This window comes from Yoonia maricola (assembly GCF_002797915.1).
Taxonomy (GTDB): domain Bacteria; phylum Pseudomonadota; class Alphaproteobacteria; order Rhodobacterales; family Rhodobacteraceae; genus Yoonia; species Yoonia maricola.
In genome coordinates this window covers 1,296,397-1,318,989 of sequence record NZ_PGTY01000001.1, presented here as the reverse complement: position 1 = coordinate 1,318,989, position 22,593 = coordinate 1,296,397, and the positions used below count along the sequence as shown (strand labels likewise).

The 22,593-nt window shown below is 56.6% G+C and carries 23 protein-coding genes; 12 read left to right on the top strand and 11 right to left on the bottom strand.

From position 1 onward, the window contains the following. Window positions 1-229: 229 nt before the first annotated feature. Window positions 230-1,252, top strand: a complete 1,023-nt coding sequence (locus BC777_RS06785; protein ID WP_168769093.1) for a glycosyltransferase family 2 protein — start codon at window positions 230-232, stop codon at window positions 1,250-1,252. Here BC777_RS06785 and BC777_RS06780 read toward each other — a convergent pair. The 4 genes from BC777_RS06780 to BC777_RS06765 all read right to left on the bottom strand — a co-directional run bounded on the left by BC777_RS06780 (window position 1,249) and on the right by BC777_RS06765 (window position 5,888). Beyond that, on the bottom strand, window positions 1,249-3,417 hold the full coding sequence (locus BC777_RS06780; protein ID WP_100367342.1) for an RNA degradosome polyphosphate kinase: 2,169 nt from the start codon (window positions 3,415-3,417) through the stop codon (window positions 1,249-1,251). The two genes, BC777_RS06785 and BC777_RS06780, sit on opposite strands and share 4 nt — an antisense overlap. A gap of 49 nt (window positions 3,418-3,466) precedes the next feature. Next, a complete protein-coding gene (locus BC777_RS06775) occupies window positions 3,467-4,126 on the bottom strand; it encodes a P-loop NTPase family protein (protein WP_100367341.1) in 660 nt (219 codons plus the stop codon). After that, entirely contained in the window at window positions 4,127-5,230 is a 1,104-nt protein-coding gene (locus BC777_RS06770) for an AI-2E family transporter (protein ID WP_100367340.1), read from the bottom strand. 70 nt (window positions 5,231-5,300) lie between these two features. Beyond that, window positions 5,301-5,888, bottom strand: a complete 588-nt coding sequence (locus BC777_RS06765; RefSeq protein WP_100367339.1) for a YceI family protein — start codon at window positions 5,886-5,888, stop codon at window positions 5,301-5,303. Between the two features lie 163 nt (window positions 5,889-6,051). On the opposite strand from BC777_RS06765, the gene proS reads away from it, so the two are divergent. The 6 genes from proS (at window position 6,052) to BC777_RS06735 (ending at window position 11,711) form a co-directional block, all read left to right on the top strand. Beyond that, on the top strand, window positions 6,052-7,392 hold the full coding sequence (gene proS, locus BC777_RS06760; protein WP_100367338.1) for a proline--tRNA ligase: 1,341 nt from the start codon (window positions 6,052-6,054) through the stop codon (window positions 7,390-7,392). Beyond that, window positions 7,389-7,961, top strand: a complete 573-nt coding sequence (locus BC777_RS06755) for a peroxiredoxin (protein ID WP_100367337.1) — start codon at window positions 7,389-7,391, stop codon at window positions 7,959-7,961. The genes proS and BC777_RS06755 overlap by 4 nt, the downstream gene beginning before the upstream one ends. A gap of 103 nt (window positions 7,962-8,064) precedes the next feature. After that, window positions 8,065-8,673 (top strand): DUF2937 family protein, encoded by a 609-nt coding sequence (locus tag BC777_RS06750; protein WP_100367336.1) that lies wholly within the window; start codon window positions 8,065-8,067, stop codon window positions 8,671-8,673. Window positions 8,674-8,798: 125 nt separating this feature from the next. Next, entirely contained in the window at window positions 8,799-10,064 is a 1,266-nt protein-coding gene (locus BC777_RS06745) for an ABC transporter permease (RefSeq protein WP_100367335.1), read from the top strand. Beyond that, window positions 10,057-10,740, top strand: a complete 684-nt coding sequence (locus BC777_RS06740; RefSeq protein WP_100367334.1) for an ABC transporter ATP-binding protein — start codon at window positions 10,057-10,059, stop codon at window positions 10,738-10,740. Before BC777_RS06745 ends, BC777_RS06740 begins: the two co-directional genes overlap by 8 nt. Beyond that, entirely contained in the window at window positions 10,737-11,711 is a 975-nt protein-coding gene (locus tag BC777_RS06735) for an Ldh family oxidoreductase (RefSeq protein ID WP_100367333.1), read from the top strand. The genes BC777_RS06740 and BC777_RS06735 overlap by 4 nt, the downstream gene beginning before the upstream one ends. On the opposite strand, the gene BC777_RS06730 is transcribed toward BC777_RS06735, so the two are convergent. Then, window positions 11,695-12,129, bottom strand: a complete 435-nt coding sequence (locus BC777_RS06730) for a DMT family transporter (protein WP_100367332.1) — start codon at window positions 12,127-12,129, stop codon at window positions 11,695-11,697. The genes BC777_RS06735 and BC777_RS06730 overlap by 17 nt on opposite strands. 106 nt (window positions 12,130-12,235) lie before the next feature. Here BC777_RS06730 and BC777_RS06725 point away from each other — a divergent pair, with 106 nt between their 5' ends. Together BC777_RS06725 and BC777_RS06720 are read left to right on the top strand one after the other, a co-directional pair. Then, a complete protein-coding gene (locus BC777_RS06725) occupies window positions 12,236-12,619 on the top strand; it encodes a c-type cytochrome (protein WP_100367331.1) in 384 nt (127 codons plus the stop codon). 98 nt (window positions 12,620-12,717) lie between these two features. Then, complete coding sequence (locus BC777_RS06720) at window positions 12,718-13,359, top strand: DUF3047 domain-containing protein (protein ID WP_100367330.1); 642 nt, start codon at window positions 12,718-12,720, stop codon at window positions 13,357-13,359. A 53-nt stretch (window positions 13,360-13,412) separates the two neighbouring features. On the opposite strand, the gene BC777_RS06715 is transcribed toward BC777_RS06720, so the two are convergent. From BC777_RS06715 to BC777_RS19350, 5 genes are all read right to left on the bottom strand, one after another. Beyond that, window positions 13,413-14,129: a class I SAM-dependent methyltransferase gene (locus BC777_RS06715; protein ID WP_245834181.1), complete on the bottom strand. Its 717-nt coding sequence runs from the start codon at window positions 14,127-14,129 to the stop codon at window positions 13,413-13,415. 174 nt (window positions 14,130-14,303) lie between these two features. Then, window positions 14,304-15,038 carry a DUF1194 domain-containing protein gene (locus BC777_RS06710; protein ID WP_100367328.1) on the bottom strand — a complete coding sequence of 245 codons (735 nt, stop codon included), beginning with the start codon at window positions 15,036-15,038 and terminating at the stop codon, window positions 14,304-14,306. A 320-nt stretch (window positions 15,039-15,358) separates the two neighbouring features. Continuing rightward, window positions 15,359-16,045: a hypothetical protein gene (locus BC777_RS06705; protein ID WP_133122523.1), complete on the bottom strand. Its 687-nt coding sequence runs from the start codon at window positions 16,043-16,045 to the stop codon at window positions 15,359-15,361. Between the two features lie 14 nt (window positions 16,046-16,059). Beyond that, a complete protein-coding gene (gene parE / locus BC777_RS06700; RefSeq protein ID WP_100367326.1) occupies window positions 16,060-18,018 on the bottom strand; it encodes a DNA topoisomerase IV subunit B in 1,959 nt (652 codons plus the stop codon). 12 nt (window positions 18,019-18,030) lie between these two features. Beyond that, entirely contained in the window at window positions 18,031-18,177 is a 147-nt protein-coding gene (locus BC777_RS19350) for a hypothetical protein (protein WP_168769092.1), read from the bottom strand. Window positions 18,178-18,394: 217 nt separating this feature from the next. Between BC777_RS19350 and BC777_RS06695 the strand changes: the two genes are divergently transcribed. Further along, window positions 18,395-19,369, top strand: a complete 975-nt coding sequence (locus tag BC777_RS06695) for a nuclear transport factor 2 family protein (protein WP_100367325.1) — start codon at window positions 18,395-18,397, stop codon at window positions 19,367-19,369. 6 nt (window positions 19,370-19,375) lie between these two features. On the opposite strand, the gene BC777_RS06690 is transcribed toward BC777_RS06695, so the two are convergent. Beyond that, on the bottom strand, window positions 19,376-20,659 hold the full coding sequence (locus tag BC777_RS06690; RefSeq protein ID WP_100367324.1) for an alpha/beta hydrolase family protein: 1,284 nt from the start codon (window positions 20,657-20,659) through the stop codon (window positions 19,376-19,378). Window positions 20,660-20,776: 117 nt separating this feature from the next. On the opposite strand from BC777_RS06690, the gene BC777_RS06685 reads away from it, so the two are divergent. Then, window positions 20,777-21,661 (top strand): NAD-dependent epimerase/dehydratase family protein, encoded by an 885-nt coding sequence (locus BC777_RS06685; protein WP_100367323.1) that lies wholly within the window; start codon window positions 20,777-20,779, stop codon window positions 21,659-21,661. Further along, window positions 21,658-22,593, top strand: a complete 936-nt coding sequence (locus BC777_RS06680) for an isopenicillin N synthase family dioxygenase (protein ID WP_100367322.1) — start codon at window positions 21,658-21,660, stop codon at window positions 22,591-22,593. The genes BC777_RS06685 and BC777_RS06680 overlap by 4 nt, the downstream gene beginning before the upstream one ends.

Here is a 22,593-nt window from a genome sequence, read left to right as displayed (position 1 = left end):
AAATCAGTACGCGCTTGTCAGCCAAGGCTGGTGGTTGGCATCTTCGATACAATAGATCGATTATATAAGCCAAGAACTTCGCGCCTTATGAGGCTCACCCCAGTCCGCTGAAAATAGAACAAAAGTCTTCGCTCGTCCCCTCTGGTCGCGTAGGGATAGGTAAGATACAGACAGACGACGTGCTGTTGTGCCACTGTCATCCTCTTAAGACTGAAAGAAAGTACATCTTTTGCATCAAGCACTGTCACAACTGGATGACCTTACTTTGGTCTCGAACGACCTATCGCAGGCGCGAGGGTTCACACTCACTGCAATCATACGTAATGAGATGTATTTCCTACCTGCGTTTCTGCGCCATTATCGCACACTTGGCGTGAAAAGGTTCATCTTTTTGGACGACCAGTCCGACGATGACAGCCGTGCTTTTTTGTGCGCTCAGGATGACGTCATGGTTGTTGAAAGCAAATACCGCTTTGGCGACCAGATACCGGAGGAAAGCGGGCACCAGCTTGGTCTGAGCGGTGAGCGCATGTGTTTGATGTGGCGGTCATTGCTTGTCGCCAAATATTGCGGTGGTGAATGGTCGCTTCATCTGGACGCGGATGAGTTTCTGTCTCTTCCGCAGGGCCAGACCATGGAGGCGCTGGTCGAAAGCTTTGCTAACACGGACGCCACCACGGGCTGGGCTGTTATGCTGGATATGTATCCGACGGCTATTTCCGATCTATCCAATAATCCGAACAAAAACAGCCTTGATCCTGATGCAGGCTGGTATTTTGACGGGCGCCCGCATCTGGCTTTGAACGGGTCAGATGAGCCGAAGATGGTCTACCCTGGCTGTCGCGCGCGGATTTTGCACACGTACCATCTGCACCCGCGGACAAAAAAAATCGAGCGTTACCTACCTTTCCTTAGGCCAAACCCGCGCGCCTTTAACGCAATTCGCAAACCAATTTTGTTGAAATGGAGCGCGGATAGCTTTTTTGAAACGAACCATCGGGTGACGCCTTCTGTGCCGCTGCCGATGATTTTGCCTTTGATGCATTTTAAATTCACGCCGCATATCCACGAAAAAATCCAAAAGGTTGTTGCCAGCGGTCAACATTTCCGTGGTGGTTGGGCCTATCGGCATCTTGATCAAGCCTTGGCCGCCATGGCCGAGCATGATGCGCGTTTTCTTGATGCATGTTCGGTCAAACACAGCGGCTTTGAGGATTTTCGCCGTACTGGAAACGCCATCGGTTTTGATTAATCTTCCGTGTGCGTCAGTTGCGGCACATCTGATGCGCCCGCTGAACCACGCCCTGACAGCGACGGGTTTTCCATAAAGAAGCGGTGGCAGTTGAATGCAAATGTACCATCCTCCACCGTCGCGCGGGTAAAGCTGCCGTCGGCGGACATCACCCAGCTTTGCGCGATATCGGCCATGTTGGCGGCCATGATCTGGCTGACGATCTGCGCTTTGACTGTCGCATTCTTGATCTCGACCAGCGTTTCGACCCGTCGATTCAGGTTGCGGCCCATCCAATCGGCGGAGCTGATATAGACCTTGGCTTTCTTCGAAGGCAGCCCGCTGCCATTGCCAAAACACACAATGCGCGAGTGTTCCAGAAAACGGCCCACCACAGATTTTACACGGATGTTTTCGGACAACCCCTGAACGCCCGGACGCAGCCCGCAAATGCCGCGTATAACAAGGCTGATTTTTACCCCTGCCTGACTGGCCGCATAAAGCGCGTCGATCACATCGCTTTCGATCAGCGAGTTCATTTTCGCCCAGATCACCGCAGGTTTGCCCGCACGCGCGTTATCCGCTTCTGCCGCGATGCGATCCAGCAATGTCTCTTTCAGGTTCAGCGGTGAAATCGCAAGGTTCTCAAGCCCGTCGGGCTGCGCGTAGCCGGAGATATAGTTAAAGACCTTGGTGGCGTCGCGCCCCAGCTTGGTGTCGCAGGTAAACAGGCTCAGGTCCGTATAAATACGCGCTGTGATGGGATGATAGTTACCGGTGCCGAAATGCGTATACGTCACCAGCTTATCGCCTTCGCGGCGCACGACCGTGCTGATCTTGGCGTGGGTTTTATAGTTCAGGAACCCGTAAACCACATGCGCGCCCGCCCGTTCCAACCGCCGCGATTGGCGGATGTTGGCAGCCTCGTCAAACCGCGCTTTCAACTCAACCAGGGCGGTGACTGATTTCCCGTCTTCTGCGGCTTCGCAAAGTGCCTCTACAATCGGTGACCGCTTGGACGTGCGATAGAGCGTCTGTTTGATCGCCACCACATTGGGGTCGCGCGCGGCCTGCGTGAGGAACCGCACCACCATATCGAATGTCTCGTAGGGGTGATGCAGTAGCATGTCCTTTTTGCGGATCGCGGCAAACATATCGCCTTCGTGGTCTTGCACCCGTTCTGGTACGCGCGGCGCAAAACCCGGCCACAGCAGGTCGGGGCGGCTCTCAAGTACCAATTCGCCCAAGTCAGCGATACCGATCAACCCATCGACCTCGACCACGGTTTCCTCGGTCACATGCAGTTCGGACATGATCAGGAACTTCAAGGCGCCGGGTGCACCGGCTGAAATTTTCAGGCGGACGACCTCACCACGTCGCCGTCGTTTGAGTGCTGTTTCAAATTCGCGTACCAGATCTTCGGCTTCGTCTTCCAGTTCCAGATCGCTGTCGCGCAAGATCTTGAAGGCGCAACTGCCTTTGATTTTATAGCCGGGGAACAGGCGGGCGATATGCAGCAAGAGCAGTTCTTCGAGCGGTAAAAACCGATCCCCCTGCTCAGCAGGTAGCGCCACAAACCGATCAATCTGTGCCGGGACCGGCAAAAGCGAGCGTAGCTGGCGTTTGTCGCTGGCCCGTTCCAGTTGCAGCGCCAGCGCAAAGCCTTCGTTGGGCAGGAACGGAAACGGGTGTGCGGGGTCAATCGCCAGTGGCGACAGGACCGGAAAGACCTGTTCGATGAACACATCCTCAAGATAGGCGATGTCATCTGCGCTGAGCGCGGTTCGATCCAGAATATGGATATCATTGTCTGCCATCCGGGCTTGCAGCTCAGTGAAAACGGCCTGCTGGCGCGTCATCAATGCGCGCGCATCCCGGTCAATGACCACCAGTTGTTCGGCAGGGGTGCGCCCGTCAAGACCGGGGGTTAAATTGCCTTCATTTGCCAACTCTCTCAGGCCCGCAACGCGCACCGTATAGAATTCATCCAGATTGGTCGCCGAAATCGACAAAAACCGCAGGCGTTCCAACAGTGGAACGCGCGGGTTTTCGGCCTCTTCCAGCACGCGCCAGTTAAAGCTGATCCAACTTAGTTCGCGGTTTACGAAACGCGCAGGGGTGGTCAGATCGATATCAAGTGTGGTCGGGGACGGATAATCCCCTTCTAAAAAGTTTGCGTCGGTCATGGGGCCTTTTGGTCCGCAGTATTGCGGTTCTATACCAAGTATCGCGGGGTCAGTCGGGCTTGTCCAGCAACTCCGCCGCAAGCCCCTTGTTGATCTTGCGCCCCTGCGCAAGGGCTGCGGCATCAAGCCGTGCAACGATATCGGCCGCCGCCGCGAACGAGCGTTCGATGTGCCGTGTCAGGTACTGCACCAGCGCGGGCTGCGGGTTGATCTGGCGATCCGCGAAAAGCTTCATAATCACGGCTGAAAGCAGCGCATCATCAGGATTGGCGATCCGCACGACGGATGTGGCTTGCATCCGGCTGGCCAGATCGGGCAGGGCGATGGACCAGCGGCTGGGCGGTTGCGCCGAGGTCAAAAGCAGCGTGCCACCCGCCGCCCGCAGGTTGTTGTGTAGGTGGAAAACCGCTTCTTCGGCGTATTGGGGCAGTGTTTCGACATCTTCGATGATGATAGTGGCTGCATCCGTCTGGAAATCAGCCGGGATTGTGCGTGTATCCAGCAATACCGCCCCGCTTTGCGCCTGAAACACGCGGGCGAGATGGCTTTTGCCGCTTCCCTTCGGGCCGATCAGCGCCAGCTTGCGTTCGGGCCAGGCGTCAGGCGTGCCGAGCATCGCGAAAGCTTCTTCGTTGGCCTCTGACACGAAGAAATCATCCGGCCCCAGCGCAACACCCGTTGGCCAGTCAAATGCAAGCTGATCTGGCATCTAATCGCCCTCGGACTGGCCGCGATAGAGCAGGCTGGCTTTGTATTGACCCACCCCCCAACGGGCCACAACGCCGATCATTGCCGCGATCGGCACGGCAACCAACATGCCGACAAACCCAAAAAGTGAGCCGAAAACGGATAGCGCAAACAGCAGCCAGACAGGGTGCAAGCCCACAGAACTGCCAACCAGTTTCGGGGTCAGAATGTTCCCTTCCAGAAATTGGCCCAAACCAAATATACCCGCGACAATGCCGATCCGCAGCCAATTGGTTGCGTATGACACGCTTTCGCCGTCCACGACTTCGACCGACCCCCAGAACTGAAACAGCGCCAATCCGACCGCTAAAACGCCGCCAACCAGGGCGCCAACGTAAGGGATGAAGGTGATCAGCCCGGCGATAAAGCCGACGATAAGTCCAAAGTTAAGCCCCGCAATCATCAATGCGACTGCATAATATGTGCCCAACACCAGACAGACGGTCCCTTGGCCGCGAATGAATGAGGCAAGTGTTGCGTCAATATCGCGGGCCAATGCGCGGATGGTTTCGATATGATCGCGTGGCAGCATGTCATCGACCCTGGCGGTCATATTGTCCCAATCCAGCAGCATATAAACCGCCACGACAGGCACGATCACCAGCAAAACAAGGATATTGATTAAGCCAAGGGCAGAGGACACAAGGCCGTTCACCAGTTCGCCGCCCTTGGATTGGATTGTTTCACCAATCGCCTGCAGTTGTTGATAGGCTACACTTTCATCGTCCAACAGTTGCGGAAAACGCTCGATCAACCATTTTCTTAACCTGTCGAACAGCTCCGGTGCCGTATCAATCAGCGAGGCGGTTTGCTGCACCAGCGTCGGGATCACCAGCAAGATCAACAGCACAAAGATCAGAACGGCGACCAGCGTAATAATCGCAACCGCCGCCACACGGCTGCACCCAGCGCGTTCCAGCCTGTCTGCGATGGGATCAAGACAATAGGCAATCGCCCCGCCCAACACAAAGGGCAGGATCACATCGCCCAGAAACCAAAGTGCGGCGAGGAACACTGCCGTGGCAACACCCCAGTATTTCGCTTGTTGTCCGACAGGAAGTGCCATGCATGATCCCAAAACTGCTTACCGCAATAGATGCGGTATGCAGCACGGTGGTGCAAGAGTGGCGGTGAAATTACTGCGCCTGGACGACACGGGCTGCGATATCAAGCGTAATGGTATCGCTGACGATATCGCCATAGCCTGTCGCCCCAAAAGCGGACCTGCTGACCTGGCCATTAATGCGGAAACTCAGCTGGCTTAAATCCCCTTGCGCGGTGCCTTGCTGACGAAACACGGCGGCATTCAAGGTCACCGGGCGGGTCACACCACGGATCGTGAGCAGGCCATCAATCGCGCCACCCTCTGACAGGTTGCGTGGGTTCTTGGCGCGGATGGCTGTGGATTGAAACCGGATTGTGGGGTGATTGTCGGCATCAAGCACACTGGCGGCTTTGAGTGCTTCGGTTGCAAAGATCATGCCGGCGCGTGCGTTTCTGACATCGACGGATACATCAACAGTGGAGGCTGAAAACTGCTGAAAATCAATCGCGATATCGGCGTTGACGACAGGCATCGTGCCACGGTTCTGTGCGCCAGAAAGCGTATAGATAAACCCCACCTCAGAGCGGTCTGCCTGCAAGGTATAGTTCACGGATGCCGCAGTGACAGCGGAGGGAATCCAAAAGAGTAAGAAAGCAATGGAATTGAGAATGCGGGTCATGGATCAGATGTCCTTTGCGTAAGAGGGTTATGTAGGCTCTACGCGTGGCGAAGACTTATTATTCTTATTCGTAGCCCTGATGGTTCTGCGATGACAGCGCTTGCGAGGGTTCGCTGTGCGGCTTAAACCAAAACCTAACAGTTGATCCTAGAAAGTGACCACTATGCGCCTAAGCCGCTATTTCCTACCCGTCCTTAAAGAAACGCCGCGCGAGGCACAGATCGTTAGCCACCGCTACATGCTGCAAGCGGGGATGATCAAACAGGCCACGGCTGGGATTTATTCATGGTTGCCGCTGGGCTTTAAGGTTTTGCGTAAGCTTGAAAATATCGTGCATGAAGAACAGCAGCGCGCGGGCCATTTACCAATGCTCATGCCAACATTGCAGCCAGGCGAGCTTTGGGAGGAATCTGGGCGCGACAACTCTTACGGTCCAGAAATGCTGCGTGTCGTGGACCGGCATGGCCGCAAGATGCTGTATGGACCGACCAACGAAGAAATGATCACCGATATATTCCGCAGCCATGTGGGCAGCTACAAGGAGCTGCCGCTGACCTTGTACCACATCCAATGGAAATTCCGAGATGAGGTGAGACCCCGTTTTGGCGTCATGAGGGGCCGCGAGTTCTTTATGAAAGATGGTTACAATTTTGACCTGACGAAAGACGATGCGTTACATGCCTACAATCGCCACTTGGTCAGTTATCTGCGCACCTACGAACGAATGGGCCTGAAGGCTATTCCAATGCGTGCCGATAGCGGTCCTATTGGTGGGGAAGATACCCACGAATTCCTTGTGCTTGCAGAAACAGGCGAATCGGAAGTGTTCTATGACAGCGCTGTCACCGATCTGCATCTGGGTGACCGTGAGGTGGATTACGACAGTGTTGAACAGTGTCAGGCCATTTTCGATGAATGGACGACACCCTATGCCAGAACTGACGAAACCCATGACGTCGGCGTTTTTGCGAACGTCCCAGAAGGCCGACGGCGTACCGCGCGCGGGATTGAGGTTGGGCAAATCTTCTACTTCGGCACTAAATACTCTGAAACGATGGGTGCGCTGGTTGATGATGGCAAAGGCGGTAAAGTGCCGGTCCACATGGGCAGCCACGGGATTGGTGTGTCGCGCCTACTGGGTGCGATTATTGAGGCGAGCCATGATGACAAGGGCATCATCTGGCCTGAGGGCGTGACACCGTTTCACTGCGGTATTTTGAACATGCGTCAAGGTGATGAAGCGGCTGATGCGGCCTGTGATGCGCTCTATGCTGCGCTGACGGCATTGGGGCTCGAGCCGCTTTATGATGACCGTGATGAGCGCGCGGGCGCCAAGTTCGGCACGATGGATATGATTGGCCTGCCATGGCGGATTACCGTAGGGCCACGCGGGCTCAAGAACGGTGTGGTTGAGCTGACATCGCGGCGCACGGGCGAGAGCGAAGAGCTGCCACCCGAAGAGGCCGTCGCTAAGATTGCCAAAATCTACGAAGGTATCGCATGAGCCTCACCGAAGTTGATTGGTCGCTGATCCCGGCCCCGGCTGACGATGGCAAAGCCGCGCATCTGGAAGGCCAGCCGCTGCCTGATGTGACTTTGCGGGCCACAACGGGTTCGGCTGTGACGTTGTCGGATCTGCGCGGGCTGACGGTGTTTTATGTCTACCCGATGACAGGTCGCCCTGATCGTGATCTGCCCGACGGATGGGACCAAATCCCCGGTGCGCGTGGCTGCACGCCGCAGTCCTGTGCGTTTCGTGATCACTTTGCGGAATTGCAGGAATGGGGCGTTGAGGGGCTTTATGGCATCTCGACCCAATCGCGGGATTATCAGGCGGAGGCGGCGGAGCGTCTCCATTTGCCATTTCCGCTTTTGTCAGATGCCGATCAGGCGTTGGGCAGAGCGCTTGATCTGCCGGGGATCGAGGTCGAAGGGCAGTATCTGCACAAGCGCCTGACGATGATCGCAAAGGACGGTGTGATCGCCAAAGTGTTCTACCCGGTGTTCCCGCCTGATCAGGATGCAGAAAATGTGATCGCGTGGCTACGCCGGGACGCGGAAGAACGCGCATAGGCGTCTAAGGCGTTAACAGCCCGGCGAAAACCTGCTAGTTTGTGACAAAACAAAACGTCACGAGGCAGCAGATGACGACATATTTCATTTTCAAGGCCCTGACATGATCAGGGTCCTTTGTTTGGTGGGCGGCTTGACCGGTGCAGCGGGCCTGTCGCAATTTCCCGAATTTTCACAGCAGTATCTGCAACGTTTGGCCGGGCAGGTGGATGAGCTAACACGGCAGGTCTTGGAGTTTGATCAGACCGCATTGGCCGATGGTATGGGCCGTGAAGAGATGTTGCAGGCGATGGCGCAGACGCCTTTGGTCGAGGGGCAAGAGGCGATGTGGCGCCGGACCTTTGCGCGTCATGCGCGGTTGCATGAAAACCTGATGATCTTGCGCGAGGCGACACCGATGGAGCGATTGGCGCTGCCCCACCGGATGACCGACGCTGAAACGGTGCAGGCGGTCTGGGCTGATTTCACCCCTGCGATGCCATTGAGCGTCGCGGGTGCCGCATCAGCGGGCACAGGTTTCTTGGGCGGCTGGTTTGGATTGGCTTTGCTTTGGTCGGTGTTTGCCTGGCCTTTCCGGCGGCTTGTGGCAAAGCAATCGGCACCTGAAAAACGCCGTCAGCCTGCGTTGAAAAAGGACCCTCCTGTGACCCGCCCCACACTTGTGGCGGATAATCTGGATGGCAGGCCGCGGCTTGCGGGTGTGCGACGGTAGTGAACGCTGCATCTGCAGGAGCCTCCGGCGGGAGTTTTTGGGCCAAGATGAAGCAAGGAGCTTGGGGGCCTTGACCATTCCGTATCCGCGCACCACCTTGCGCCAAACCCGACGCAGGAGCAGGCATGGCTGAGGTCAGGACAACAGGTCCTTTTGCAAAATTCGAATGGATGATCGCGTGGCGCTATATTCGCGCCAAACGCGCCGAGGGTGGCGTTAGCGTGATGACGTGGATCAGTTTGATTGGTGTCACGCTGGCGGTGTTTGCGCTGATCGCTACATTGGCCGTGCGGTCAGGGTTTCGGGCTGAATTTGTTGATACGATTGCAGGCGCGAATGCCCATGTGTCTGTTGTCATGCCACGCGGCGTGATCGAAGATTTTGAAGGGGTGGCCGAGAACGTCCGCGCCATTGAAGGCGTTCAGTCCGTAGCACCCTTGGTGCGCGGGCAGGCGATGGCCTCTGGTTCTGGCCGGATTGGGTTGGCAGATGTTTATGGCATCCGGCTGGAGGATCTGAAAGCCTCGGACGCCATTGTGCAAAGTGAACGTACCATCGGCAATCTTGATGATTTACCCAATGGCATCGCCATCGGATCTGCGCTGGCAGAAAATCTGGGGTTGACGATTGGCGACCGGATCGAATTGACCACCCGTTCCGGTGCTGCCACGCCCATGGGGCAAGCGACCCGGCGCAATACTTATGAGGTGGTCTATATTTTTTCGACCGGGCGCTTCCAGATTGATGAGGTGCGGGCCTATCTGCCGTTTGATGTGGCCCAGTTGATTTTCAACCGCGACGGTGTGGCGGATGAGTTGGAGATCAGGTTGGATGATCTCAACCAATCCGAAGAGTTGAAGCAAGACATCGCAAATGCCGCAGGCCCCGGTATGTGGGCCTATAGCTGGCAGGACCGTGTGGGCCGCTTCCTGCGTGCGCTGACGATCGAGGACAATGTGATGTTTATTATCCTGTCGATCCTTGTGCTGGTGGCATCAATGAACATCATCAGCGGGTTGATTATGCTGGTCAAAAACAAAGGCCGAGATGTGGGCATTTTGCGTACCATGGGGCTAAGCGAAGGGTCGATTCTGCGCATCTTTTTTATCTGCGGAGCGGGGATCGGGACGATTGGAACCGCGCTGGGCGTGCTTTTGGGGTGCTTATTCGCCATCTACATCGATACGATCTTTAGTTTTGTGAACTATGTTGCTGGTGGCGGTGTGTGGGACCCGTCGATCAGGGGGATTTATAATATTCCTGCAGAATTACGCCTGGTGGATGTGATCAAGGCGATGTCCTTGTCGCTGGGGCTATCATGGATCATCACGATCTTTCCCGCGCGCCGCGCGGCCCGCATGAACCCGGTTGAGGCGCTGCGTTATGAGTGAACACACGTTGCAGGTCACTGATCTGACCAAGTCCTACAACGCGGGTAAACCCAATGAAGTGCGGGTGCTGCAGGGTGTCTCACTCAATGTGAAACCGGGCGAGGTTGTGGCCTTGGTCGCACCTTCTGGGGCGGGGAAATCAACCTTGCTGCATATTGCGGGGCTACTTGATACGCCTGACAGCGGGACCGTGCAGATCGAAGGTACCGACATGAGCAGCCTGTCTGACCGCAAGCGCACCGCCGTGCGGCGTTCGACCGTTGGGTTTATCTATCAGTTTCATCACCTGCTGCCGGAGTTCACGGCGTTGGAAAACATCGTTCTGCCACAGCTGGCCAATGGTGTGGCTGACAAGACAGCCGGCACGCGCGCGTTATCATTACTCGACCGTGTGGGGATTGCCGAGCGCGCGACGCACCGCCCCGCTGCCCTGTCTGGTGGCGAACAACAGCGGGTCGCTTTTTGTCGTGCCCTTGCCAATGAGCCGTCACTGTTGTTGGCGGATGAGCCGACGGGGAACCTTGATCCTGATACGTCAGACCGCGTTTTTGATACACTGATGACATTGGTCCGCGATACCGGCCTTGCGGCAGTCATCGCGACCCATAACCTTGATCTTGCCGCCCGGATGGACCGGCAGGTGCGCCTGAATGCTGGCGTTTTGGAGACGTCATGAAAGTATCGGTGACAGAGATTGAGGCACGAAGCCGCGCAGCCCTGCTGGCGCATGGCGCAGGTGAGGTGCAGGCGGCAGCAGTAGCAAGGGCCGTCGCGCGGGCAGAGGCTTTGGGCAATGTCATCTGTGGGTTGTATTATCTGGAAAGCTATTGCACCCAGCTTCGATCGGGCCGGGTGGATGGTACAGTTGATCCGGTTGTCACGCGTCCGCGACCGGGCGCTGTGCTGGCAGATGCGAAATTCGGCTTTGCGCAACCAGCCTTTGCTGCCGCTTTGCCAGAAGCGATTGCAGCCGCTAAGGAAAACGGGGTGACCACACTGGCAGTGGCGCATGCGCATACCTGCACCTCGCTGGGTTTCTTTACCGAGCAGATCGCGCAAGCCGGGCTGATCGGGATCGGGATGACGAATGCATCCCCTGTTGTGGCCCCGCCGGGTGGAAATCAGCGGGTGATCGGCACAAACCCGATTGCGATGACCGTGCCCGGTGACGACGGGCCTGCAATGCACTTTGATTTCTCAACCTCCGCCGTGGCATTGGGCAAGATCACCATGGCCAAGGCGGCAGGCGAGAGTATCCCGCTGGGCTGGGCCGTGGACGAAAGCGGCGCGCCAACGACCGACCCTGAGGCCGCGCTGAAAGGTGCTTTGGTCAGTGCCGGTGGCTATAAGGGCTGGGGTTTTGGGTTGATGGTCGAACTGCTGGCGGCGGGGATGACCGGGTCGGTCAACTCGCTTGATGTGGCCGGGTTGAAGGTGCCCGAGGGTAAGCCGCATGATCTGGGACAATTCTATATCCTGATGGATCCGGGCACTTATCACGCTGACTTTGGCGCGCGTTTTGCGCGGGTGGCAGAGGCTGTCGCAGCACAAGAGGGTGGTCGCATTCCTGGTGCGGACAGGCATGTGATGACGCAGGTTGATGTGCCCGATGCGCTATGGAACCTAGTGCTTACGCTTTCTGCGTAACAAAAACACCGGCCGCCATAAGCGCGATCCCGGCCGCCCGCGTGGGTGTTAAGGGCGCGGCTTGTGCGCTGAACAAACCGAAATGGTCAATGGCTGCCGCCGAAATAAGTTGCCCCAACAACACAAGGAAAACCGCGTTCCCGACACCCATGCTGGGTGCAATCCAGGTGATCGACAGCACGTAGAACGCCACGAAAGTGCCGCCCAGAAACAGGTGTTTCGGGGCGGTGATCAGCTTGGTCACAGCCTGTGGATTGGTCATCATTGCGACCGATGCAGAGATAGCAAAAGCGACGACAAACAAAACGGTGGCGGCCACCGCTGGCGATCCGATGTGCCGACCCAAGGCTGCGTTCAGGGCGGCCAGCACAGGTATGCCAATCCCAGCTGCGAGCATGATCAGAATATGGTGTGGCATGGGCGGTCCTTTGCTGGTTTACAGCAATCCTAAAGTGGGAATGACATAGATCATAGTGGAGGGCGGGATGGATTTGTTACATTCCGACCAAAACAGGAGGCGAGACATGCGGCATTTGATCATTCTGGCAGTACTGGGCCTGACGGCTTGTGTTGATGAGCCCGTCGATGGGCGCACGGCCTATCTTGAAAACTGCGCAAGCTGTCATGGCTCAAGTGCGACGGGTGATGGACCAGCGGCGCGCGACCTTGCAGTAGCCCCCCCGGATTTGACAACAATCGCGGCCCGCAATGGCGGCGTTTTCCCGACAAATCAGGTGATGAGCACGATTGATGGGTTAGACCGTGGTGCGCATTTTAGCGTGGCCATGCCAGAGTTCGGTGCAGGCGATCTTGGCGAGACCGTGATCGTTGAAAACGATGGGCTTGGCACACCGGTGCCCATGAAATTGCTGGTACTGACCGAGTATCTGGAGAGCATTCAGCAGTAACCAAATCTGACATTCACGTGACATGAGCCCCTGACGGGTTTCTGGCAGTGCATCTTGCGGTAGGTCTTTTGTAATTGTCTACGAAGGATACCGTACCCATGCGTTTTTTACTTTCCACAGCTTTGGCCCTTGCCACTACCGTCAGCGCGACGGCGGGGCCTGTCAATTTCAGCACGGGTTGGCAGGAACAACGCCTGTCGCTCTTTAGTTCGAATGACTACAGCTTTGGGCAAAACTTGGGGCTCGTGTCAGATGGATCTGTCTCAATCGCGTGGAGCCGGGTGGCCCGTACTGATTGGGGGTCCAGCGGGGCAGCCTGGAGCTGGACAGTGGAGCAATCGGTGCCTGCAACCGACCTGAGCCGAAAAGGTGGGGATGATCGCAATATATCTCTGTATTTTGTGTTTGTGCCTGAAAGTATCGCGCCCAGTCTGGAAGGGGCCAACATTCGCAGCCTTTTAGGCAATGATGACGTGCGCATCATACAATATGCTTGGGGTGGGAACCATTCCCGCGGTCAAGTCATCCCATCGCCCTACGGTCCGCAGGGGCAGGGCGTGACCATTGCCTTGCGGCAGGCAGGTACTGGCGCTTTCAGCGAAAGCGTTGATCTTGCAGCAGATTATGCGCGCGCCTTCGGCGGCGAAAAAGGTGCGCTGGTCGGGTTGGCTGTGTCTGGCGACAGCGATGACACCGATACAATGATCCGTGCAGCGATTGGCAATCTAAGCTTGCGGTAAAAGTTGATATGCATCAACGGGCGGCGAGAGCGCGTTACGCGCGAGTCCGAAAATCAAATGTCTTTTGCTGTCAATAAGGTTGTTTTGTCAGGGTACGGCAGTGATGGTGTAAGACCGGGCAGCGGCTGCTCGTTCAGCGCACTCTCTGTGATAGCGCGCTGGTAACGCTGCCTTTTTGTGTTGTCAAAAACGATAATACCGTCAGGAGCCAAGAAATGTTTGGCCGTCTCCAGACAAGCGACGCGCGCGCGTCCGTCGATAACGATCACGTCGTAACGTTTCGCCTTTGCCATGATCTCTTTTGCATAAGCTTCGAAACTCTGCCCTGCGTAGCCTTCCTTTTGAGCATGATAAAGCGGATCCTGGCTCAAATCTGGATCAGCAGGGACATGGGTGATTTTTGCATTTTTAAGAGCGCCTATCCGGCTTTGCATGAGCAAGTACCATGCTTCATCATGTTCAACGCTTGCGACCGTCCCCGCGCGTTTTGCCAGCCAAACGGTACTTGCTCCGCTGCCATACTCAAAAACGGTTGCATCGGGATGATCCGTAAGGAATGCATCGACGGCGTCAATCGCATCATAGGTCCACCACGGGACATCAAGCGCAATCATCTGGTCCAGATCATAAATGGCAAAGAGCGAGCGGAACCAATGAAATATCCGGTTGTCTTGCCGCCGTTCAAGCCAGCGCAAGACGCCTATGCTGCTGAAAATGAAACCTAATATCCGCATTAGCTGGACATAGCTGCGTTTGATCAAAACCTTCATCATCGTCCCCGTTCATCCAATTGGATGACATTGTATCGTCATCAAGAACACGCAGGTGTTGCGTTTGAATGTCATAGTCGCCGGTTTCGCGTCCGGCAAGGGCGCAAGGGAGGATCAGTTCTTTTCGACTAAGGATTTGCCGTAAATGTCTAAACGGATTGATAAATTGTTAATTTACTCGCGCGCGTCGAGGCTATCCAACAGGAGTGAGGCGAACTCTGTCTGCGGGGTTGTGCCTGCGATCTCCAAGATCAGCTTGCGACGGACCGCATCGGTGAACTCTGGCCCCGATTGCGCGGGCATAACGAATGCATTGGGCCCGCCGATGATATTGGCCTCATAGGCGGCGGGCAGATCGAAGTTCTGGAAGCTCTCGTTGCGCAGGATCGGCAGGGCGTTGATGGTGATGCCCGCGGCGACGACCTCGTCCCGCGCCACCGTGATCGGCGGTCCATAGCTGTTGCCCATCGTGTCGCCGGAAAAGTCGATCACGCGGCGGAAGCCTCTGATATCATTGCCTTCTATCTGGTCTTTACCGTAAAGTAGCGCGGACCCAATGGCATTGCGCCCGCTGGCCTGACGCGGCGGGCCGATCAGTGCTTCGGCAAAGCGGACAGCGCTGTCCATATCCGCGATGATGGTCCAATCCACGACCGTGGCCTGGTTCTGCGCCCATTCCACATAGGTGACGGCGATAGAGCCATAAAGCGTGTTTTCGATCGCCGAAACAACCGCCGGATCGGTGATCGCGATGGCGTAGGATTGGCGTTGGAAGAGCAGTTCATCCGCGTCGATTGAGCCTGAGGCGTCGGCCAGCAGTACAAGTTCGAGATCGGTTTCGACCTCTTGCGCGGCGAGAGGGGAGGCGAGGAACAGGGCGAGGAACAGGGCGAGGATGACATGGCGCATGAGGGTGAGATAGGGCGGATTTGGCGCTGGGAAAGGGGCGTATGGATGGCGTACAGATGCTGTACATATGGTGTACGTACAGGGTGTGTGTCGGGGCAGGCCCCGACGTACGGCGCAGCACCCATAGGCCGGGGCTCTCCCCGGCAAGTCTGACACAGCCGCTCCCCAAGCATCCTGCCCGGCATCGCCGGGCATCGCCCCGGGAGTTCTTTTGCAATGGTGTGACTATCAGGAGAGTTTCGTGAGTTGCGGCAGAGAGGCGCGACTTAATGGGCTGATTTGTTGACAACGCGCATGAATGCTCACCGTACGGCTTGCCTTCAGATGCTCGCCGCCAATTCCGCCCTATCAAGGCTTACGTTCATGCTTGTCGGTTCTTTTTCTATCGGCGCAAAGTTGTAGTATAGGCTATGACTTTGTCCGTCTGTGTCGGTGTAGGAAATTCTCAATTCACGTTTTTCAGGTGGTCCCGTTGGCTCAAATTGTATGCTGAGACGGACGTCCTCGCCCTTGGACCAAAACGGCTTAAAGTTCAGACCACCGGCGTGAACTGGCGGCTGGAATACGAGGCTAACGTTTGAGGCACTTGAACGAGTATTTGTGACGGTGACTGTATTTGTTATCTTTCCGTTGTGGCCACCTTGCTGTGATCCTCCAGATGCAATGATGGAGAAGCTTGGCTGAATGCTTTTGATTCGTGCTTGTTCCTTCTCGCGCTGTAGCAACTGATCGTGGTCTAAGGCATCGCGGGTCACGCTAACTGACTCCTTTTGCTGTTCTACCGACAGCGCCAGTTCCTTTACCTGAAGACGTAATTCTTGCCCTTGTTGAAAAAAACCTAGTACCAGCCAGAAAATGGCCAAAGGACCGAAGCTTCCTGCAAGGAAATCACCCCACTCATTCGGCTTCAGGGACAGAAAGGACACCCAATTCAACATCATGAACAGCAGTATCGCGCCCAAATAAAGCAGTGTTAGCCCAACCCCAAACCATGAAAGCCGTGTCAATTAGCTACTCCCCCTCAAACATCCAACTCCTCCACAAACCGCGCGTTTTCCTGAATGTACTGGAACCGCAGCTCTGGCTTCTTCCCCATCAGACGCTCCACCAGATCCGCCGTATCCCCCGGCTCATCATCATGCACGGTCACGCGGATCAGTTTGCGCGTGGCGGGGTCCATTGTCGTTTCTTTCAGGTCCTTGGCGTCCATTTCGCCCAAGCCTTTGAAACGTTGGACGTCGATTTTACCCTTGCCGCCCAAGCCCTTGGCCATCACCGCGTCTTTTTCCGCGTCGTCCGCCACGTAGACCCGTTTGGCCCCTTGCGTCAGCCGGTAGAGCGGCGGGCAGGCGAGGTAGAGGTGCCCCTGGTCGATCAAGGGCCGCATCTGGGTGAAGAAGAACGTCATCAGGAGCGACGCGATATGTGCGCCGTCGACGTCCGCGTCGGTCATGATGATGATCTTGTCGTAGCGCAGGTCGTCGACGTTGAACCGCGTGCCCATGCCGACGCCGAGCGCTTCGCAGAGGTCGTTGATTTCGGCGTTTGTCGTGAGCTTCGATGACGCAGCGCCCAACACGTTGAGGATTTTACCCTTGAGCGGCAGCAGCGCTTGCGTCTTGCGGTCGCGCGCGCCTTTGCCAGAGCCGCCCGCACTATCGCCCTCGACGATGAAAAGCTCGGTCCCGACCCGGTCTTTGCTGGTGCAATCGGTCAGCTTGCCAGGCAGGCGCAGTTTTTTTGTCGCGGACTTGCGTGCGGTTTCTTTTTCCTGACGGCGGCGCAGCCGTTCTTCGGCGCGTAGCACAAGAAAATCAAGGATCGCACCTGCGGATTTCGTGTCATTCGCCAGCCAGTTGTCAAAGTGATCGCGCACCGCCCCTTCGGTCATTTTTGCCGCCGCTTCAGTCGAGAGCCGGTCTTTGGTTTGCCCCACAAAGGCAGGGTCGCGGATGAAGCAGGACACCAGCGCGCAGCCGCCCGACATCAGATCGTCGCGGGTGATCTGCCCGGCTTTTTTGTTGCCAGACAGTTCGCCGTAAGCCTTGATGCCCTTCAGGATTGCGGCCCAGAAGCCGCTGACGTGCGTCCCGCCTTCTGGTGTGGGCACGGTATTACAATAGGACTGGATGAAACCGTCGCGCACGGGCGTCCAGTTAATGGCCCATTCGACCTTGCCGGGCTCACCGAATTTTTCTTGGAAATCGACGGTGCCTGCGAAGGGTTTGTCGGCGTAGGTGGTGGCCGTGCCCAGTGTTTCTTTGAGGTAGTCGGACAGGCCGCCGGGGAAGTGGAAGGTGGCTTCGGTCGGGGTTTCGCCATCGTCGATCTCAGACTTCCAGCGGATTTCGACGCCGGAGAAGAGGTAGGCTTTCGACCGGATGGATTTGAACAGTCGCGCGGGTTTGAAGCGATGGCTGCCAAATATTTCGGGGTCTGCGTGGAAGGTAAAGGTTGTGCCGCGCCGGTTGGGGGCGCTGCCCACCTTTTCGACCGGGCCGAGGGGGATACCGCGCGAAAAACGTTGTTCGTAGATTTCTTTGTTGCGGGCGACTTGGACGACGAGGCTGTCGGATAGCGCGTTGACCACGGATGCGCCAACGCCGTGCAAACCGCCGGAGGTTTGGTAGGCCTTGCCGCTGAATTTGCCGCCGGCGTGCAGGGTACAGAGGATGACTTCGAGCGCTGATTTGTCTGGGAACTTGGGGTGCGGGTCGATCGGGATGCCGCGCCCGTTATCCTTGATTGTGACCGCGTAATCGGCGTGGAGTTCAACCTCGATCCGGTTTGCATGGCCTGCGACGGCTTCATCCATGGAGTTATCGAGCACTTCTGCCACAAGGTGATGCAGGGCCCGTTCATCCGTGCCGCCGATGTACATGCCGGGGCGTTTGCGCACAGGCTCCAGCCCCTCCAGCACCTCGATGCTGTCGGCGTTGTAGTCGTCGGGTCCCGTATTGGACAAAAGATCGCCTGTCATGGGCTGCTCACCTCAATTCTTGTTTGATGTAATATGACAGAGCGCGCGGGGTGGGGGAAGGCTGATCTGGTCCATTTCGATCTGCCGGATGGGCCATGTTTCGTGAAAAACCGGCGCTCCTGTGGTCACTTCGGGTGACACGCCGGCCCCGGTGTTCATGGCAGGATGTCCTTGATTGGACAGAATGGCAGGAGGGCCGCCTGATGGACCCGCTACACATGAAAGCGATTTTCGATCATACTCTATCAGCAAAGCCAGAGGCGTATGATGCGTTCTATGCCAGTCATAGTTGCGACTGGCTTCAGATCTTGAAGCGTCTCACACGCCGTGATCGCAAAACAGATGAAAGGCATAGATCGATCAGGATCAGAAACGCATGAACCACCCGTCACAGATACCCACCGACCATGCCGCGATCATGCAGGTGATCGCGCAGGAGACCGAGACCTTTGTGCGCGGCGATTTCGATGCATGGGCCGCCTGTTGGGTGCAGGATGATCGGACGCGCGAGTTATGCATTTCGTCCACGACCGGGGCAACCGTGCTGGAAGGGTGGCCAGCTATCGCGCAATACATGCATGAGGTTTTTGACAGCGGCGCGGTCTGCGGGATCACCGATTTTCAACGCGAGAATGTGTCGATCACCTGCCGTGATGATATGGCTTGGGTCGTGTTTGAGGGGCGATCTTTCCAAGCTGATGGGCGGGTGGAACAGACCTATGAGACGCGGGTTCTTGAACGCGATGATGGCAATTGGCGGATCGTTTATTCGTCGTTTTTGGTACGCGGGCATCAGCGTGAAGACGCGCACCGCTTGGCGGTCGATGCAAAGGGTATGGTTTTGTTCGCGCCACCTGCGGCGTTGGCGTCGCTCAAGGCCCACCCATGCCTGCAGATTTCAAACGGTCGCTTGCGGGCGCTCAGCCCCGCTTGGGACAAGTTGTTGCAAGCGGGTCTGAACTGTGCAGCCGAGCAGCATCGCTATTTTCAACAGTATTGCTATTCAACCCAGCGCGGGCAAACCTTTCGGTTGCCGATCGTGCTGGGCGAAACGGATGCAGGGGGCGTGGCCTTTTGCACCCTCTTCGTGCGCGATGAAATGACCTTTGTTGAGATGCAAAGCGATGGTGATCTGACCAACAGGCTGACCATGGCGCAGGCGATTTACGGCCTTTCGGATGGGCAACTTGCTTTGGCGGCCCGCATTGTCAGCGGTGATAGCCTGACCGCTGCCGCAGACAGCCTTGGCATCAGCATCAACACGGTCAGAACCCATCTGTCCCGGATCTATGCCAAAACCGGGGTGAATGCGCAGACCGCATTGGTGCGTATTTTGCTAAGCGTCGGGTAGGTTTTTCTACTCGCCTTTGTTTTTCGTCTCAAACAGCAAGCCGGCTGCCGTCCGGTTCGGAAAGCCTGTCCAATAACTGTGCTCTGGCGTTTTGTTCCCGTCTTCATCAACGGACCAGACACCATCCGTGGCGATGGGCGTCAGATCAAAATAGGCGGCCTTATCGGTATCGCCTTTCAGATGCAGATCCAGATACCCCGTCACAAAATGTTGGCTGACATTGTTCATGCGGACGCTGTCCCAGACCGGATCGGCGTAGTGGTCAAACGGAGCATAACCCAGCTCGTCTGACACGGCATAGCTTTCGGCGGGGGCGGGCATGGGCGCGCCTGCATTGTGGTTGGCTTGGGCGAAAGTCAGCAAATGGCGTGTTGTGTTCATCGTGTCATCAAAGATGCCGCGGATCGCTGCGTAGAGTGATACATCGTCAACTTCGCCGGCAATAAGCAGGAGCGGTTTTTCAATGCCCATCAAGCTTTCAGCATCCCAGAACCCGGTGTTATTGCCCCAAGGCCCGAATGCAACGATGGCTTTGATCCGGTCGTCTGCCAATGCGGCATGGCTTTCGGTGTCCATCAGGTTGCGTTCCAGCAATCCTTGCGGTGCGCCCCATTCGTAGGTGGTGCTCAGCAGGGTCACGCCTGCGCCGGCATAGACCAGCGCGCCGTAACCGCCCATGGAATAGCCAATGATGGCGACGTTGTCGTCTTGAATGATCGCGCCAAGATCGCCCTCGAGCGCTGTCATGCTGTCGATGACAAAGCGCTGATCCCACGGGCGGTTGACCAGTGTTGACCCAAAGGCGGTTTGATCATCATAGGTGCTGTCCGGGTGATCAATCGCGGCGACGACATAGCCCTTTGATGCAAGGTTTTCTGCCAAAGGTGACATTAAGAACCGGTTGCCGGGATAGCCATGTGAAATAATGATCAGAGGATAGGTTTCATCTGTCGCAGGGGTCGCATCGCGGGCGGCTTGGCCCGTCAGGGTGGCGTGTGTCACGCCGTCACGGATCAAAGTGGTATAAGTGCCGCCTGCCTGCGTGTTATCTGTTGCAGGGTACCAGATTTCGACTGTGATCTCACGGTCATAGCGGGGTGGTTCGCCCTTTTCGCGTGTGTTGACGATGTCGATTTGATCAGGGTTGGTGAACATCATCGTGGTCACGCCGATTTTATGATCCCCAAAAGCCGCCAGTTCCGGCGCGTCGGGACGCACCATATCAATATGGTTTTGGGCTTGAACAGCGGTTGCAGCCAATAGGCCAAGGGCTGCGGTCATCATGCGCATGGAATGCTCCTGAGGTGGTGAGTGAGTGGTCCGCTTAACGTATAGGTCAATGGCGGGAATGAATAGTCGTTGCAGTCCTCTGCGTGTGAATTAATCTGCGGCTTAAGGAGGAACAACATGCGTGTCTTTTTTACAGGTGGCAGCGGCAAAGCTGGCAAACATGCGATTGCCCATCTGCAAGCGCAGGGGCATCAGGTCGTGAATGCGGACCGGGTGCCATCAGGGCTGGATGTGTCGGAATTGCTGATTGATCTGTGCGATGCGGGCCAGGTCATTGGGGCCATGTCCCAATATGCCGATTTCCATGAGCTGGAGCCGGGCACGGGTGTGCCAAAGTATGACGCTGTGGTGCATTTTGCCGCTGTGCCGCGCGTAATGATCGGCACAGATGGCGAGTGTTTTCGCCAGAATACGCTGAGCACTTACAATGTCATTGAGGCCGCAGTGAAGCTGGGCATTCCCAAGGTGATCTTTGCCAGCTCTGAGACGACCTATGCGGTGTGTTTTGCTGATGGTGAGTTAAAGCCGGACTATGTGCCAATTGATGAAGCGCACCCAACGGTTCCCCATGACAGCTATGCGATGTCCAAGGTGTGTAATGAGGCGACAGCTCGGTCTTTTCAGGCGCGCACGGGGATTGATATTTACGGGTTGCGCATCAATAACGTTATAGAACCGCATGAATATGCAGAACAATTTCCTGCTTATATGGACGATCCTAGACTGCGTCGCCGCAACATCTTTGCTTATATCGACGCCCGCGATCTGGGCCATATGGTGGATTGCTGTCTGAGGACGGATGGGTTGGGATATGAGGTGTTTAACGTCGCCAATGACGATGCGTCGGTCGGGATTTCGTCAGATGAGGTGATTGCACGGTTTTATGAAGGCGTGCCGGTGAAGCGCGAGATGCGCCCGGATGAGACGTTCTATGCCAACGATAAGGCCAAGCGGATGGTGGGTTTTGCGCCCAAGCATTCATGGCGTGATGTGCTGGGATGACATTCCCGCGGTTCAATCTGGCAGCTTTTGAGACCGCGCATCAAGATGCACGCCACGATATGGCGCGCGCGCTGGATCATATCTGCCGTGACACCGGGTTTCTGGTGTTGGAAGGGCATGGCGTGGCGCCTGATGTGATTGCCGATATATGGCAGGCCGCAGAGGTGTTCTTTGCCCAAAATTCGCGAGCCAAGCACGCGGTGGCACCGCCTTATCAAGGCTATCCTTACGGCTATCTTGGCCCTGATACTGAGGCACTTGCGCGCTCAAAAGGGGAAGAGACCCCGCCGGATCTGAAGGAAAGTTTTAACGGTGGTCCGATAAAGGTGCCCGCCGATGCCTGTGCCGACGCAATGGGGTTTTGCTATCAGCCGACGCTGTGGCCTGATGTGCCGGGGTTTCGTGCAGCATGGGAGGCTTATTACGCCGCGATGGAGGATTTGGCGGCGCGGGTGATGCGGGCGTTTGCTGTCGCGTTGGCCTTGCCGGATGATCATTTTGATCCCTTCATTGCCAACCCGATCTCTGCCTTGCGGGCGCTGCATTATCCGGCCACCTTGGATGTTCCATTGGATAAGCAACAGCGCGCGGGGGCGCATACGGATTATGGCTCGCTCACCATTCTGTTGCCGCAGCCGGGCGGCGCTGGTTTACAGGTGCAGCAGGATGGGGCTTGGGTTGACGTGCCCACATTTGAGGGTGCTTTCGTGATCAACATTGGTGATCTGATGGCGCGCTGGACGGCTGACCGTTGGGTCAGCACCTTGCACCGCGTTGTCGCCAAGCCGGGCCAACCGGCGCGTCAATCGCTTGCCTTTTTTCATCAGCCAGACTGGGACGCCGAGATTGTGCCGCTGGATGGATCGAATGCCTATCCACCGGTGCGCTCTGGCCCTTATCTGATGGGCAAGTTTCAGGCGACCGGCGTTTAG